The sequence below is a fragment of the Actinoplanes oryzae genome (genome assembly GCF_030757795.1).
Classification (GTDB): Bacteria; Actinomycetota; Actinomycetes; order Mycobacteriales; family Micromonosporaceae; genus Actinoplanes.
The window spans coordinates 27,775-43,318 of the sequence record NZ_JAUQWH010000010.1; the positions used below are offsets into that span (position 1 = coordinate 27,775).

16 protein-coding genes are annotated in these 15,544 nt (G+C 71.0%); 1 reads left to right on the forward strand and 15 read right to left on the reverse strand.

The features are described from left to right. Positions 1-175: 175 nt before the first annotated feature. The 5 genes from pheA to RBH18_RS05630 all read right to left on the reverse strand — a co-directional run bounded on the left by pheA (position 176) and on the right by RBH18_RS05630 (position 3,894). Positions 176-1,129, reverse strand: a complete 954-nt coding sequence (gene pheA, locus RBH18_RS05610) for a prephenate dehydratase (protein WP_306204858.1) — start codon at positions 1,127-1,129, stop codon at positions 176-178. A gap of 26 nt (positions 1,130-1,155) precedes the next feature. Then, positions 1,156-1,779, reverse strand: a complete 624-nt coding sequence (locus RBH18_RS05615) for a hypothetical protein (RefSeq protein WP_306204859.1) — start codon at positions 1,777-1,779, stop codon at positions 1,156-1,158. Positions 1,780-1,945: 166 nt separating this feature from the next. Then, positions 1,946-2,335, reverse strand: coding sequence for an ACT domain-containing protein (locus RBH18_RS05620; RefSeq protein WP_306204860.1), 390 nt, complete (start codon positions 2,333-2,335; stop codon positions 1,946-1,948). Between the two features lie 218 nt (positions 2,336-2,553). After that, on the reverse strand, positions 2,554-3,021 hold the full coding sequence (locus RBH18_RS05625) for a transcriptional regulator (RefSeq protein WP_306204861.1): 468 nt from the start codon (positions 3,019-3,021) through the stop codon (positions 2,554-2,556). Between the two features lie 147 nt (positions 3,022-3,168). Further along, complete coding sequence (locus RBH18_RS05630; protein WP_306204925.1) at positions 3,169-3,894, reverse strand: hypothetical protein; 726 nt, start codon at positions 3,892-3,894, stop codon at positions 3,169-3,171. A gap of 332 nt (positions 3,895-4,226) precedes the next feature. Between RBH18_RS05630 and RBH18_RS05635 the strand changes: the two genes are divergently transcribed. Then, a complete protein-coding gene (locus tag RBH18_RS05635; RefSeq protein WP_306204862.1) occupies positions 4,227-5,441 on the forward strand; it encodes an arginine deiminase in 1,215 nt (404 codons plus the stop codon). A gap of 266 nt (positions 5,442-5,707) precedes the next feature. Here RBH18_RS05635 and RBH18_RS05640 read toward each other — a convergent pair whose 3' ends face one another. From RBH18_RS05640 to RBH18_RS05685, 10 genes are all read right to left on the reverse strand, one after another. Then, a complete protein-coding gene (locus RBH18_RS05640; RefSeq protein ID WP_306204863.1) occupies positions 5,708-6,592 on the reverse strand; it encodes a DUF5926 family protein in 885 nt (294 codons plus the stop codon). A 158-nt stretch (positions 6,593-6,750) separates the two neighbouring features. Beyond that, positions 6,751-7,899, reverse strand: coding sequence for a sensor histidine kinase (locus tag RBH18_RS05645; protein ID WP_306204864.1), 1,149 nt, complete (start codon positions 7,897-7,899; stop codon positions 6,751-6,753). Positions 7,900-7,983: 84 nt separating this feature from the next. After that, positions 7,984-8,781 (reverse strand): glycerophosphodiester phosphodiesterase, encoded by a 798-nt coding sequence (locus RBH18_RS05650; protein ID WP_306204865.1) that lies wholly within the window; start codon positions 8,779-8,781, stop codon positions 7,984-7,986. After that, on the reverse strand, positions 8,778-9,113 hold the full coding sequence (locus RBH18_RS05655; protein WP_306204866.1) for a rhodanese-like domain-containing protein: 336 nt from the start codon (positions 9,111-9,113) through the stop codon (positions 8,778-8,780). The genes RBH18_RS05650 and RBH18_RS05655 overlap by 4 nt, the downstream gene beginning before the upstream one ends. A 15-nt stretch (positions 9,114-9,128) precedes the next feature. Next, positions 9,129-10,319, reverse strand: coding sequence for an LCP family protein (locus RBH18_RS05660; RefSeq protein ID WP_306204867.1), 1,191 nt, complete (start codon positions 10,317-10,319; stop codon positions 9,129-9,131). A 128-nt stretch (positions 10,320-10,447) separates the two neighbouring features. Next, positions 10,448-11,734: an LCP family protein gene (locus RBH18_RS05665; protein WP_372338871.1), complete on the reverse strand. Its 1,287-nt coding sequence runs from the start codon at positions 11,732-11,734 to the stop codon at positions 10,448-10,450. Between the two features lie 109 nt (positions 11,735-11,843). Then, a complete protein-coding gene (locus RBH18_RS05670; protein WP_306204869.1) occupies positions 11,844-12,809 on the reverse strand; it encodes an NAD-dependent epimerase/dehydratase family protein in 966 nt (321 codons plus the stop codon). A gap of 47 nt (positions 12,810-12,856) precedes the next feature. Further along, the gene (locus RBH18_RS05675) at positions 12,857-14,521 is read right to left on the reverse strand and encodes a solute symporter family protein (RefSeq protein ID WP_306204926.1); all 1,665 of its coding nucleotides are present in this window, start codon (positions 14,519-14,521) and stop codon (positions 12,857-12,859) included. After that, entirely contained in the window at positions 14,521-14,856 is a 336-nt protein-coding gene (locus RBH18_RS05680; protein ID WP_306204870.1) for a DUF485 domain-containing protein, read from the reverse strand. The genes RBH18_RS05675 and RBH18_RS05680 overlap by 1 nt, the downstream gene beginning before the upstream one ends. Positions 14,857-14,962: 106 nt before the next feature. Then, on the reverse strand, positions 14,963-15,490 hold the full coding sequence (locus RBH18_RS05685) for a flavin reductase family protein (protein ID WP_306204871.1): 528 nt from the start codon (positions 15,488-15,490) through the stop codon (positions 14,963-14,965). Positions 15,491-15,544 lie beyond the last annotated feature (54 nt).

Below are 15,544 nucleotides of genomic sequence, written 5' to 3' on the forward strand. Positions count from 1 at the left end.
GCGGAAGCAACGTTCCCGCAGGTTGAACGCGACTCGGCTCGCCCGGCTCGCCCGGCCCGTTCGGCTCGCCCGGCCTGCTCGACTCGCTCGGCTTGCTTGGCTTGCTCGGCTCACCCGACTCGCTCGGCTCGGCGCGGTGAGGCGGGTCAGGTGATGTCGCCGGGGCGGAGGCGGGTCAGGTGATGTCGCCGGAGCGGAGGCGGGCGAGCCAGGCGGCGCTGTCCGCGAAGTCCTCATTGGTCAGACCGGGCTGCGAGGGCTGCTCGGCGCCGGCCTGCTCCGACCAGCGGTGCCGGGGATAGGACCCGAGGAAGCGGACTTCCGCGCAGATGCGGCGCAGCCCCTGGAGCGCCTCGCCCAGCCGGGGCTCCGCCACGTGGCCCGAGCACTCCAGGAAGAACACGTAGACGCCCAGCTGCTCGCCCGTGGGCCGGGACTCGATGCGGGACAGGTTGATGCCCCGGACCGCCAGCTCGGTCAGCACCGAGAGAAGCGCGCCGACGTGGTCGTGGGGGATCGAGACGGCGAGGGACGTGACGTCGTCACCGGTCGGCGGCCCGGGCGGCCCGGGCCGGGTCAGCAGCGCGAAGCGGGTCACGGCGTCGGGGCGGTCGGCGATCTTGTCGGCGAGCACGGTCAGGTGGTTCCGGGGCACCCCGATCGGCGCGCAGATGGCGGCGTCGTACTCGCCCTCGGCGGCGGCCAGCGCTGCGGCGGCGTTGGAGAGGACGTCCACCACGGCGGCGTCCGGCACGTTCGCGGCCAGCCAGCCCCGGCACTGGGCCGAGGCCATCGGGTGCGCGGCCACCGTGCGTACCAGGGAAAGCGGGGTTGCCGACGCCGAGGCCAGGACGAACTTGACCGGCAGGACCACCTCGCGGGTGATCACCAAGGGGCCTCCGGTGCCCAGCTCGTCCAGGGTGACGGGCACCGAGCCGCCGACGGAGTTCTCGAGCGGGACCAGAGCGGCGTCAGCCTCGCCCGACCGCACGGCCTCCAGCGCCTCGGGCACGCTGCGCGCCGGGGTCCGCACCCCGTGCTCGGCGGCGGGGATGGTGCGCAGCGCCTGCTCGGTGAAGGTGCCCTCGGGCCCGAGGTAGACGAACCGGGTGGGTGGGGTTCCGGGCATGCCCCCACCTTAGGGCGACCCGAGGCTCAGGCGCCGCAGGCGCGGACGCGGATGCCGGCCGGAGCCTCGTTCTGCACGACCAGGCTGCACACGTCGGTGCCCGCCTCGACCAGCTGCAGCGCCGCCGGCTGCCCCTTGGTGACCACGGCGAGCGGCTCGAACTTGTCGCCGGCGTCCTCGGCCTCGATCTCCATCACGGAGAACTGCCACGAGCCCGAGCAGAACGGCCCGTCCACCACCTTGAGCGGCCGGTCGGGGATGCCGTTCGTGCCCTCGACGACGGCGATCAGCTGCGCCGCCGTGGGCCCGGCTGTGCACTTCGGCGCCGACGACTGCCCCGGCGTCGCCGGCGTCGCCGGCGTCGGGATGGTGGTCGTCGGCGTGACCGGCGGCGTGTAGACCGGGGTCGTCGTCGTGGCCGGAAGCGTGGGCCAGGCCGGTGTGGTCGTCGGCAGCCCGCCCGGCGTCGTCTGCGTCGGCTGGATCGGCGTGAGCACCGGTGGCGGCAGGGACAGGGAGGCCGACGGGCCGGGGCCGGTGGGGAGGGGCGGCGCGGTCGCGGGCGGCTCCGGCGGTGCGCCGCAGGCTGCGAGAGCACCGCAGGCGACGAGCGCCCCGGCGATCATCGGCAGGCGAAGGACGCGGACCACGGCCACCATCGTAGGGCGCCGAACCGGATAGATGAACGTCACAATTCGGCGGCGACCCGATCAAACCCGAGGTGGCGGCGGTCGAGCGGCAAGGCGGCGGGCGCGGCGGACGGCGGCGATGCGGTGGAGTGGTCGGCGGGCAGGCGACCGGTGGAGTGGTGGGCGGTCAGGCGGCGATGCGGTGGCCTGCCGCGGTCAGCGTGCCGATGGCTTCCTCCAGGCGGACCTGGGGGACCAGCACGTAGTCGGTGTCGTACGTCGAGAAGGCGATCAGATTGACCCGCGCGTCGGCGAGCGGCTGCACCAGCGACGCCAGGATGCCGGTCAGCGCGAGATCGACCTGGCCGGCGACGCGGAAGCAGCGCCAGGCGGCCTCATGGGTGGCGCCGGGCGGCACGCGGTCGCTCGGGCAGATGATCGAGACCTCGTCCGGCGCCCAGGTCACCGAGATGACGTTCTTGTCGTCGGGCCCGGTGCTCAGCGATGGGGGCAGCGCGGATCCGCCGGGAAGCCGGCACACCGCATAGTCGTCGGGCAGCAGGTCGAGGTCGAGCATGAGGGAACACTACGGTCCGGACCCTGTTAACCCCAATGGGTGACGGGTGCGTTCATCGCCACACGAACGATCTGCAACGGGAGATCACAGCGAGTCTCCGGGGAGCCGGGCCCCACCACCTGCGCCCCGGCCGACAACCCGACCCGGTGCCCGGCCTCAGCGGTGACGACGATCGGCGACGGAGGTCCGTCAAGCACGAACGGTCCGCGACGCCGACGTCAGTAGCGGATCTCCGAGAAGAACGTGAGTGAGGCGATCACGTGCCCGTTCTCCATGAGCGGCGTCGCGATCGCGTCGACCGTGATGTGTCGCTCGTCACCTGGCGGCTGGATGCGGAGCAGGCCGCGGGCCAGCCGCTCGGAACTGAGCGCCAGGATCGGCGGAATCTTCTCGAGCTCCGGCAGGTCCAGCTCGCTGCCGCCCGCCGTGAAGTCGACGAGGCGCAAGGCCCCGTCACCCAGCAGCTGCTTGCCCACGACATCGGCGCCCTTCGGCAGGTTCAGCAGATCGCTGGCCGCCGGGGACACCGCGACGACGGTGTGGTGATTGTCGATCACCAGACATGGCTCGACGGCCTGCCAGACCGTCGCGGCCCACCGGTCGATGTTCGAGACGAACTCGGACTCCACCGGCGTGCGCGCCTGTGGCACGAATGCTCCCGACAACGAGAGCTCGACGTGCGCCACCCGCACCTCCCTGATCATCGGCACCGCCGGCTCGAAGCCGGACTCCGGCCGGACCGACGGCCGAGACGAACGGTCTCGACTCTTCGAGTGTCCGGCCGGCGTCGCGTCCGTCAACCCTTGCGGGCATGCGGTGCACCGGAAGGAACGTTACCGGCGGGTCGGCCGCTTGTCAGCGGCCGTTTGGCCGTTTGCGTACCAGCGGTACTCGCTCGAGGCGGGGCGGTAGGGCGCGTTGGCCCACGTGGCGGGGTGCTGCGCGACGGCGGAGAGCTTGCTCGCGGTGGCCGGCGAGATGCGCGAACCACCGGCGATCAGCAGCCGGTCGAGCTCCTTGTGCGTGGCGACCAGACAGTCCTTCGGCAGGCCGTGGACGCTGATCACACCGGAGCCCACGAAGGCGAGCACGGGCGTGACCGGCACGGTGAGGCCGACGGCGGCGCTCATGGCCCGGCCGGCGCGCTTGGCGTCGCGACGGGCCTCGGCGACGTACGCCGGGCGCTTGCCGTTGATCTGCACCACGTCCCCGGCGATGAGCACCCGGGCGCGGCCGTGGTCGGCGACGGTGACGGCATAGACGCCGCCGGGGCCGATGGCGAGGAACCCGGCGCGGTCGTCGCTCGGGTCGTGCTCGTAGCCGAGCGAGTCGGTGCGCGGCCAGTCGACGATGTGCCAGGCGGGCCCCAGGCGATCGAGGCGGGTCAGGGCACGGGTCCCGGCCGCCTCGAGGCGACGGGCGTCACGCTCGGCGCGGCGGCGGCGGGCCCACTCGACGGGGCTCGGCCGGACCGGCTCGAGCGCAGTGCCCGGGCGGGACTCGGAGGGGGCGGGCGAATAGGTGGCGGGCAGGGCGGGGCGTGCGGGGAAGACAGTCACAGCGACCTCCGGCAAAAGGTCCATCGGGCTCTCTTTCCACTACGGTAAGTGTCTGCCCCGGTACTCAAGCAAGCCGTAGCGCCGGAAAGAAAGCGGAATGAGTGGGGATGAATGCCACATTCACGGCCAAGGCGTTTTTCCGTATGGTGCATGACGCGACCTAGGGCTCCCCTGAAATCCGAAACGTCCTCCGGACAAGTTAGCGTGCCCTCACTCGCAGCGCAGCCTTGTCCCGGATCTTGGCGCTAGGTCACAGGACGCATGCGGACGGTAGCGGACAAAAGGCCGCGCTCGCCGCGCCGACCCGCCGATCGCGACCTAGTCTCGGTCTTGTGGCCCCTTATGTCGACAGCGAGGTCGGGCGGCTCGCGACCGTCCTGCTGCACCGTCCCGGCGCCGAGCTGGCCCGGCTGACCCCCCGGAACAACGACTCCCTGCTCTTCGACGCCATCCCCTGGGTGGGCCGGGCACAGGAGGAACACGACCAGTTCGCGCAGGCGCTGCGCGACCGCGGCGTCGAGGTGCTCTATCTCGGGCAGCTGCTCGAGGAGACCCTGGACGTCCCGGACGCGCGTGCCCTGCTCACCGAGACGGTCCTGGCCGACCCCCGGCTGGGTGACAACCTTCGCTCCCGGGTGGCCGCCCATCTGAGTGACCTCGACCCGCGCGAGCTCGCCCACGTCCTCATGGCCGGCCTCGCGCACGAGGAGGTCAAACCCGGCCCCGGCAAGCCCGGCGGGCTGGTCTACGAGCTCATGGACCGCCACGAGTTCGTCATCGACCCGCTGCCCAACCTGCTCTTCACGCGGGATTCATCCGCCTGGGTGCGCGACCAGGTGGCGGTCACCAGCCTCGCGATGCCCGCCCGCAGCCGGGAGACCACGCTCACCCGGGCGATCTACACGCATCACCCGCGCTTCGCGGGCACCGAGCTGCTCTACACCCCGGGACTGGAGAACGTGGAGGGTGGCGACGTGCTGCTGCTCGCCCCGGAGGTGCTCGCCATCGGCGTCGGGGAGCGCACCACCGCGGCGGGCGCCGAGCGGCTGGCCCGGCGGGTCTTCGACGCGGGACTGGCCCATACGATCCTCGCGGTGCCGATCGCCCAGGAACGGGCCACCATGCACCTCGACACCGTCTGCACGATGGTCGACAGCGATGCCGTTGTCATGTATCCGAACGTGGCGGACACGCTGCGGGCGTACCCGGTGACCTCGGGCTTTGACGGGGAGCCGCGGGTCGGGGCGGCCCGGCCGTTCGTGGACGCCGCCGCCGAGGCGATGGGGATCGACCGGCTGCGCATCATCGACACGGGCCTCGACCCGGTGACCGCCGAGCGCGAGCAGTGGGACGACGGCAACAACACGCTCGCCATCGCGCCCCGGCTGTGTGTCGCCTATGAGCGGAATGTCGAGACCAACGCCCAGCTGGAGCGGGCCGGCATCGAGGTGATCGCGATCAGCGGTTCCGAGCTGGGCTCCGGCCGCGGCGGCCCGCGCTGCATGTCCTGCCCGATCGAGCGCGCCCCGCTCGGCGGAGAGGCTTGATTGAGCGCGCCCCGCTCGGCGGAGAGGCTTGATTGAGCGCACCCCGCTCGGCGGAGAGGCTTGATTGAGCGCACGCCGCTCGGCGGAGAGGTCTGATCGAGCGCGCCCGACGGACGGTGAGAAGCGTCGGCCGGAAGCGAACAAGGAGAGGCCGGCCTGGGGCCGCGACGAGCGCGACCTGGCGCCGCGACGAGCGCGACCTGGCGCCGCGACGAGCGCGACCCGGGGCCGCGACGAGCGCGGCCCCGGCGACGGCGGAGGGCGGGTCAGCGCAGGGTGAGCTGACGACCCACGAGACCCTGCTTGGCACGCCGGGCGGCGGCGTCGAGCGGGCCGGTCTCGGCGAGGATGTCGGTGTAGCGCTTGGCGAAGTCCGCGAGCGGCGCCTCCCAGTCGCCGGCCTCCAGGTCGTGCGGCAGATCCCACACGGGTACGAGCAGACCGTGCGCCCGGAACATCCCGGCGAACTTGGTGCCCTCGCCGAGCAGCAGGTCACCGGCGGCGGAGAGGCGGGCCAGGGCGTCGAGCGCGGTGTCCTCCGGCTCGGGCAGCACCCAGCGCACGTGCGACTTCTCCGGCACCCGGCACCAGTACGCCGCGTGCGCCGCCGACATCCGTACGGTCGGGTAGATCGACGCGTTCGCCCGTTCGAGCGACGCCTTCACGCTCGGGTCCTCGGCCTGCTGCGCGTCGAGCCAGTACTCGAAGCCGTCGTGCACGGTCACGTCGAGCGGACCGTCGGCCAGGATGTCCTGCAGCCGGGGTCCCTCGCCGGGCAGCGCGGGCACGGGCACGGTGGCGCCGGGCTCGGTCTGCAGGGCGTTGAGGACGGCGACCGCGACGTCGCGCGACACGTCGCCGGACTGGATGTGGCGCTGCAGCCCGACGAAGATGCGCCCGTCCTGCCGGGTCATCGCGGGCCACGCCATCGGGAGGACCGTCGAGAGGGTGACCGGGCGGTCCCCGTACTCCTCGATGATCTCGGGCTTGAGGGTCAGCGGCGCGGAAGCGGCCGGGACCAGCTCGCGCAGCGCGATCCACTCGGTCTCGTCGGCCAGGCCCTCGAACGGCCGGGCCACGAAGATGTCCCGGACCTTCTCACGCTTGGGCGCCGCCGACGCGGCTCGGGGGTTGTTTCGACGCTTGCTCACGGCGAACCAGCCTAGGCGGCGAGGTGACAGCGGTCACGCCCGGGGGAACCGGACCCGGGAGCGGGTCGTGCCCGGGAAACCGGATCCGGAAGCGGGTCCTGCCCGGGGAATGGGACCTGGGAGCGGGTCACTCCCCGGGAACCGGACCTGGGAGCGGGTCATGCCCGGGGGAACCGGACCTCGGCGATGGTCCCGCCGCCGGGACGCGGGCGCAGGGAGACCCACCCGTTGCGCCGCTCGACCGTGCGCCGGACGAGGTAGAGCCCGAGCCCGGCGCCCGGATTCCGGCCGCCCGAGGCCGGCTCGCCCTGCCAGTAGCGCTCGAAGGCCAGCTCCACGTGCTCGGGGCGCACCCCGTAGCCGCGGTCGGCGACCTGGAACGTCACGGTCGTCTCGTCGCAGCTGGCGCTCACGGTCACCTCGGTGCCGGGCGGCGAATATTTCTCGGCGTTGGTGGCCAGCTCGGTCAGCACGGTGGCGATGGCGTCGCGGTCGCCGTAGGCCTTGGGCAGGTCGCCGGGCAGGTCGGCGAGCACGAGCCGGCTCCGCAGGTCCTCGGGGAGGCCGGCGGCGGCCGAGCGGAGGGCGTCGACGAGGTCGAAGGGCCCCGGCGGCGCGTCACCCGACTCCTCGCTCGTGGCCGACAGCAGCCGGTCGACCAGGCGGGCGAGCTCTCCGGCACGCGCGCCGATCACGCGGGCGGCCTCCCGGCGGCCGTCCTCGCCGAGGGTCTGCCAGTGGTTGGTGAGCGTGTCGGCGTACCCCTTGATCACGGTGACCGGGGTGCGGAGCTCGTGGCTGGTGACCGCGACGAACAGGTCCCTGTCCTCGTGGCGGCGCTTCCAGTGCTCGACGAGCCCGTCGCGGTCGCTGACCTCGGCGCGGAGCCGGGAGACCGGCTGAGGGCCGTCGGTGTGCACGGGCAGGCCGGCGCGCGCCGCATAGAGCTGGGCGATGGTGGCCGACAGCAGCTCGAGCACCGTGCGCTGCTCGGGCGCGAGGTCGATGCCGCAGACGTGCAGCCGGCCGACGGCCACGCCGTTGAGCTCGCAGGCGACGCCGGACCTGGTGAACTCGGTGCGGCTGACGCGGCGGCCCAGCGTGCGTGAGCACTCGCCCGTGGCGGCGACGATCCGGCCGTGGTCGGCGGCGAACTCCGTGAAGCTCCCGCCCGCGCCGCCCAGCACGGCCGTGGCGAGCTGCACGACCTGGTTGAGCACGGCCAGCCCGGTGTCGCCCGCGTTGATCCGATCGAGGAGCGCGATCTGCCCCCGGGTCAGCGCCGCATAGTCGGGTGGAACCGGCATGTCTGCGAGTCTGCCTCGCTTCCGGCCTTTTGGGCAGGGCGGCGCGTGTGGATCATGAACTTTCTCGGCCGGAGGTGGCCGGAGTCACACTCGGGGTGCGCCGCCGAGCCTGTCGATCACGAAACGTGGCCGGTCGCTGATGATCCCGTCCGCCTCCTGGGCGAGCACCAGGTCGAGATCGGGCTCGTCGTTGACGGTCCACACGTACGTCTGGTTGCCCGCTGCCCGGAAGGTCGGGATGAGCGCCGGCCGGGTGCGCAGCAGGGCGACCCCGGGACCCGCGATCCGGGCGCCGAACGGCAACCGGCCCTTGCGGATGACCGGGGGCAGGATCTCGAGCAGGTAGACCGTGGGGAGCTGCGGGGCGAGCGCGCGGATCCGGCGCAGGGCGAAGGCGGCGAACGACATCACCGTGACGTGGATCGGATCGCCGGGGCGGGGCTCCGCGAGGTCGTAGCGACGCAGCAGCTCGACCAGGCGGCGCTCGACCTCCCCGCCGTACCGGGAGGGGTGTTTGGTCTCGATCAGCAGCCGGACCGGCCTCCCCCAGGCCCGCAGCGCACCCAGCAGGCGGTCGAGGGTGAGCAGGCGCGTGTGCTCGGTGCTCTGCTCCTCGACGGCCGCCGACGAGTGCCAGGAGCCGAAGTCGAGCTCCTCCAGCTGCGCCAGCGTCTTCGAGCTCACCAGCCCGGTGCCGTTGGAGGTGCGGTTGAGCCGGCGGTCGTGCACGCAGACCAGATGCCCGTCCCGGGTCAGCCGGACGTCGCACTCCACGCCGTCGGCACCCTCGTCGAGCGCACGAAGGTACGCGGCGAGGGTGTGCTCCGGCAGCGCGTCGGCGCCGCCGCGATGGGCGAAGACCAGCGGTCGCCGCGCGCTCACAGCACGCGGGCCGGCTGTCCGTTCTCGCTGACGACCTCGCGGCCCTCGGACTCCCAGGCCTTCATGCCGCCGTCGAGGTTGCGCACGTTGTCCCAGCCGTTGCCCATCAGATAGTTCACGACCTGGCCGGAGCGGCCGCCGGAGCGGCACACCACCACGACCTCGGCGTCCGTCGGGATCTCGGCGAGCCGGGCCGGGACCTCCATCATCGGCAGGTGGTGAGCCCGCGGAGCGTGCCCGGCGGCCCACTCGTCGGGCTCGCGCACATCGAGCAGGTAGGCGGCCGGCTCGACCTGGCCGGGAGTCACGCTGGGAATCTGCGGTCCGAACACGGGTAAAGCGTAGAACTACTTCTCGTTCGCCACGACGTCCGGGTTCGCCACGATGAACTCGGACAGCTTGTCCTGCTTGACCGCCTTGTACATCTCCAGGCTCTTCGGCGTGATCGTCTCCCGGCCGTTCCCGTTGCCGGCGAAGGTGCCGTTGTTGGTACGCAGCAGCACCATGTCGTTCGCCGCGACGCCCTTGAGCGCGAAGATGAAGTCCGCGACCGGCACGTTGCCGGTGTCGAGCACGAACGCCTTGCCGGCGGCCTTGATGAGGTTGTTCACCTTGACCGGATTGGTCAGCGCCCCGCTCTTCGCCGCCTTCTTCGCGATGGCCTTGATGAGCTGCTGCTGGTGCCGCTGCCGGTCGTAGTCGCCGTTCTTGAGGCCGTAGCGCTGCCGGGCGTAGTCGAGCGCCTGCCAGCCCTCGAAGTCCTGGCAGCCCTTCTCGTACCAGATCTCCTCGTGCTTGCCCGCGGTCTTACGGGCGTCGGCGAGGTAGAGCGGCTTGCCGTCGACCATTTGGATGTGGTGCGACATGACCCGCTGGTCGACGCACATGTTCACGCCGTCGAGCGCGTCGATGACGCTCTTGAAGCCGTTGAAGTCGATGATCGCGGCGCCGTCGAACGTCATGCCCGTGTTCTGCTTGATGGTCTGCGCCATCAGCTGGGCGCCGCCCTCCCAGCCGCCGCCGTTCTGGGCACCCCAGTAGAAGACCTCGGTGGCCTTGGCGACGCCGCCCGCGTACTTCGCCTTGGCGAACGCCGGCACCTGCATCTCGGTGTCCCGCGGGATGGAGATGAGGAAGGCCTGGTCGTGGCTCGCCGGGATGTGCAGCGCGATGATCGTGTCCGAGCGCAGGTCGTCGACCGCCCAGCGCTTGCGCGCGTCGACGCCCATGAGCAGGATGTCGACCGCGCCGTCGATGTCGCCGCCGCCCTCGGCGTCGCTCTTGGCCACGTCGCCCGAGATCAGGGTCTGCTGGGTGACGGCGTTGGAAGCGCTCGCCACGAAGTACTTCGTGCCCGCGACACCGCCGCCCCCGGCGACCAGGAGCACCGCGCCGAAGGCGACGCTCAGCTTGGCCCACAGCGGGCTCCTGGTGCGCTTCTTGTGGTCGGCGAGCAGTTCCGCCGCCGAGATCGAGGGGCGTCGGCGACCGTCCGGATCCGGCGACGTCTGCGGGCGCCGGGGGGCTTGGACGGTCATGGGCGCTCCCAAGGTCAAGGGTGAACGGCGGAAGACACTATAAGTCCTTCGCTGTTTCGTCCCTGTTTACTTTCCGGACAAGAAAAAGCGCGGGAGGCGATATCCGCCGTCCCGCGCTTTTCGTCCGATTACCTGGGGTTGGCCGACATCCACTCATCCATCTTGTCGGTCGCCAGGGCCTTGAACAAAGCGGCCTGCTTCTCCTTGTCCTGGACCACGACGCTCTGTCCGCCGATCGTCTCGCTGCCCTTGTTGGGGCTGGTGATGAAGGTGAGGTTCTCGCCGCGCAGGCTGCGGAACTGCACCGCCATGTCGGTCAGCGAGAAGTCCTTGTCGGCGGTGATCGCATTGGTCACCGACTTGAGGAAGTCGTTGAGCTTGCCGGGGTTGCTCAGGGTGCCGCCGCTGGCCGCCTTGTCCATCAGCGCCTTCAGGAACTCCTGCTGGTGCCGGATCCGGTCGAAGTCGCCGCGCGGGAACTGCTTGCGCTGCCGCACCCAGTCCAGCGCGGTCGCGCCGTCCATGTGCATGGTGCCCTTGGTGAACTTCCGGTACGGCTTGTGGATCGACGTGATGCTCTGGTCGACCTTGAGGTCCACGCCGCCCAGCGCGTCGGTGACCTCCTTGAAGCCGCCGAAGTCGATGGCGAGCACGTGGTCCAGGTGGACGTCGGTCAGGCACTCGACCGTGCGGACGGCCCGGGGCAGCCCGCCGAAGGCGAACGCCGCATTGATCTTGTTACGGGTGCCGCTGTCGCAGTCGGCGTCGTTCGCGGCGGGGATCTGCACGTAGAGGTCGCGCGGGATCGACATCAGCTGCGCGCTCTTGTGGTCCTCGGGGATGTGCATGATCATCAGCGTGTCGGCGCGCCAGGAGTTGGCGTCCTCCTTCGACGCGTCCGGGTCCCGCGAGTCGCTGCCGACGAGCAGGAAGTTGAGCGCGCCGTCCACCGTCTTGGCCGGCCGGCCGTCGGTGATGTCGGCGAACGCGTCGGTCCGCTTGAGGTCGTCGTTCAGGTTGTTCGCATAGCCGTAGAGCGAGAAGCCGGTGATCAGCGCGATCACCAGCACCACGGCACCGGCGACCAGGGCGATGCGGCCCCAGCGCGGCTTGCGCTTGCCCGAGTACGGCCGGCCGCGTCCCGGTCCGCGCGGCGGCTCGATCGGCCCGCCCGGACCCATGCCCGACCCGGACGAGCCACGCGGCGGCCACTCCCGGTCGTCGACCGCCGGACGGCCGCCGTAAGCACCGGCCGGACGCTGTCCATATGCGGGGCCACCACCCGGACGAGCCGTTCCGGCCCGTCCGGAGGCACCGGGCACCGAAGATCGATCCATGGCGCCGGGAATACCCAACGGGCCCGGCACCGAAGCCCGGCCGGCGGGACCACCCCAGGGGGACGAAGTCGCAGACATGACTTCAGATTAGAGACACCGAGCCAGGCAAACGGTGCATCGGAGACCCGTGGCACGAAGGGAGGAGACAACTACTCCCCGTGCAACGTTCACTACCGTGACAAAGTATTCACTTTGCGAAGAAGTCGATCGTCCGGCGCAGGCCCTCCTCGGGGCCGATCCGCGGCTCGTAGCCCAGCAGCGTGCGGGCCAGCGTGAGGTCGGGCCGGCGCTTCTCCGGGTCGTCCGCCGCGCGCTCGACGAGCTCGATCGGCGAGCTGCTGCCGGAGAGCTTCACGATCAGCTGCGCCAGGTCGAGCATCGACAGCTCGTGCTCGGTGCCGCAGTTGATCGGGCCGGTCTCGGCCGAGTCGAGCAGCAGCAGGATGCCGCGGACCAGATCGTCGACGTACGTGATCGAGCGGGTCTGCGCCCCGGTGCCCTGCACCGTCAGCGGCACCCCGCGCAGGGCCTGGCTGATGAAGGTGGGGATGGCGCGGCCGTCGTCCGGGCGCATCCGCGGCCCGTACGTGTTGAAGATGCGCACGATGGCCGTGTCGAGCCCGTGGAACCGGTGGTAGCCCATGACCGCCGCCTCCGAGAACCGCTTGGACTCGTCGTAGACCGAGCGGATGCCGACCGGGTTGACGTTGCCCCAGTAGCTCTCCGGCTGCGGGTGGATCAGCGGATCGCCGTACGCCTCCGAGGTCGACGCCATCAGGAAGCGGGCGGAATCGGCAACGGCCCGGTCCAGCAGCGCGAGCGTGCCGACGGAGCCGACCTTCAGGATCTCCAGCGGCAGCTTGGCGAAGTCCGTCGGGCTCGCCGGTGACGCCATGTGCATGATCGCGTCGAAACGCTCCGTGAGCGCCGGGTCGCTCGGCAACCCGTGCGTCAGGTCCGCCTCGACGAGCGTGAACCGCGGCTCCGACGCCAGGTGCGCGACGTTGTCGCGGGAGCCGGTGATGAAGTTGTCCACGGCCACGACCTCGCAGCCGCGGGCGAGCAGCGCATCGACGACGTGCGACGGGACGAAGCCGGCGCCTCCGCTGACCAGAATCCGATGTCCCGCGCCGAACCGCTGCTCGATTGCCATGTGCTCACTGTAGCGAGAGGGGCCGGGCGGCCCCTCTCGCTGGGTGCTCAGTGCGCGCCGTGCCCGGTCAGCGACCGGACCTCCAGCTCCGCGTACTTGCCGGGATCGGTCTCCTTCGACACGAGCGTGCCGATGAAGCCGCAGAGGAAGCCGATCGGGATCGAGATGATGCCCGGGTTCGACAGCGGGAACCAGTGCCAGTCGTGGTCGGGGAACATCGCCGTCGCCGAACCGGACACGACGGGCGAGAAGAACACCAGCACGACCGCCGCGATGAGCCCGCCGTAGATCGACCACAGCGCCCCGGAGGTGTTGAACCGCTTCCAGAACAGGCTGTAGATGATCGCCGGCAGGTTGGCCGAGGCCGCCACCGCGAACGCCAGCGCGACGAGGAAGGCCACGTTCAGGCTCTGCGCGAAGATCGACAGCACGATCGCGACCGCGCCGATCACGAAGGCGGAGATCCGGGCGACCCGGACCTCGTCGCGCTCGGCGGCCTGACCGCGCTTGATCACGCTGGCGTAGAAGTCGTGCGCCACGCTCGACGAGGAGGCCAGCGTGAGGCCGGCGACCACGGCGAGGATCGTGGCGAAGGCGACCGCCGCGATGATCGCCAGCAGCACCGCGCCGCCGGTCTCGCCGCCCAGGTAGTCGATGCCGAGCTGCTGGGCGAGCTGCGGCGCCGCCGTGTTGCCCGCCTTGTCCTGCGCGGTGATCGCCTGACCGCCGACCAGCGCCGCCGCCCCGAAGCCCAGGGCCAGCGTGAACAGGTAGAAGGTGCCGATGATGCCGATGGCCCAGAGCACGCTCTTGCGGGCGATCCGGCTCGTCGGAACCGTGTAGAAGCGGGTCAGGATGTGCGGCAGGCCGGCCGTGCCGAGCACCAGCGCGATGCCCAGCGAGAGCAGGTCCATCTTGCTGTAGAAGGTGGCCGAGGCGCTGTCCGACTCCACGCCGTAGCGCAGTCCTGGCTCCAGGAACGCGGCGCCCTTGCCGGACTGCTCGGCGGCGTCGCCCAGCAGGCTCGACAGGTTGAACTTGTAGTGCGCCAGCACCAGCAGCGTCATGACCAGCGCGCCCGACATGAGCAGGAAGGCCTTGACGATCTGGACGTACGTGGTGCCCTTCATGCCGCCCACGACCACGTAGACGATCATGAGCGCGCCGACCAGGATGATCGTGGCGACCTTGGCCGTGCCCGCGTCCATGCCCAGGAAGGTCGTGTCCGCCTTGATGCCCAGCAGCAGCGACACGAGCGCGCCGGCGCCCACCATCTGCGCGATCAGGTAGAAGATCGACACCACGATCGTCGAGACCGAGGCCGCCGTACGCACGGGCCGCTGCCGCATCCGGAAGGCGAGCACGTCGGCCATCGTGTAGCGGCCCGAGTTGCGCAGGAACTCCGCGACCAGCAGCAGGGCGACCAGCCACGCGACCAGGAAGCCGATCGAGTAGAGGAAGCCGTCGTAGCCGTAGAGCGCGATGAGGCCGGCGATGCCCAGGAACGAGGCCGCCGACATGTAGTCGCCGCCGATCGCCATGCCGTTCTGGAAGCCGGAGAACTGCCGGCCGCCCGCGTAGAAGTCGGTGGCCGTCTTCGTCTGCCGGCTCGCCCAGATCGTGATGGCGAGCGTGATCGCGACGAACACGAGGAAGAGCGTGATGGTGAGCGTACGGCTGGTGGAGGTGCTCGCCTCCGCGGCTTCGAGCATCACTTGGTCACCTCGGGGCCGCTCAGCTCGGCGCCGATCGCGTCCGCGCGCGGGTCCAGCTCACGGGCCGCGTAGCGGGAGTAGTACCACGCGATCAGGAACGTCGACACGAACTGGAGCAGGCCGAACAGCAGCGCGACGTTGATGTTGCCGGCAATCTTCAACGCCATGAAGCCGCGGGCGTACGCGGACAGCAGGACGTAGAGCGCGTACCAGAGGAAGAACGCGACCGTCATCGGGAACACGAAAGAACGCAGTTTGCGGCGCAGCTCCCCGAACTCCGGGGAGTTCTGGACTGCTACGTACTTCTCGGTCGGAGTCGCTTCGGTCGTCAACGTGGCTCACCACCTTCGTGGGGTCATTTGCGGGCACCGTACGTAGCGGCGCTCCTCCCCACGCGTCACCGGTCGGCGGCTGCGCCGAGCGGTGTGCGGCGTGCGCTTACCGGTTCAACGAGCGGTAGCGCCCCCGGAAGTGCAGCAGCGGGCCCTCGAGATCACCGGCGACGGTGACGGTCTCGATCGTGGCCTCGGCGAGCAGGGCCCATCCGTACGGACGCTCGCCGTCGAGCCGGCACCCCGCCCAGGTGGTCGCGTTCGCCGGCACGGGCCCCCACTCGGTGCCGGTCCAGTCGCCCGCGGCGAAGAGCCCGCCCGGGGCCGGCATGAGCCCGGCGAACTTGTCCGCGAGCTGTTGGTCGCCGGGCTCGAGCGGAATCACGGCGAAGCGCTTGGCGACCGAGACGGCGTCCCAGAACTCGCTCTCCTCGTCGACCAGGCCCAGCACCCGCCCGGGGTCGCCGTCCGCGACCAGCATCGACGACACGGTGAGCCCGGCCGGCCCCGGCGCCGTCCACAGCGTGACCGGTGAGGCGAGTCGCCCCCGCAGCCGCCGGACGGGCGATTTGTCCCCGTCGGGCGTGGCGAACGGGTCGCTGGAGTGGATGAAGCCGCCGTTCTCAGGAGTCACGCCATCATTTTGCCGCGGGGTAGGATCGGGGCATGACTTGCGTGCAGAGCTGGC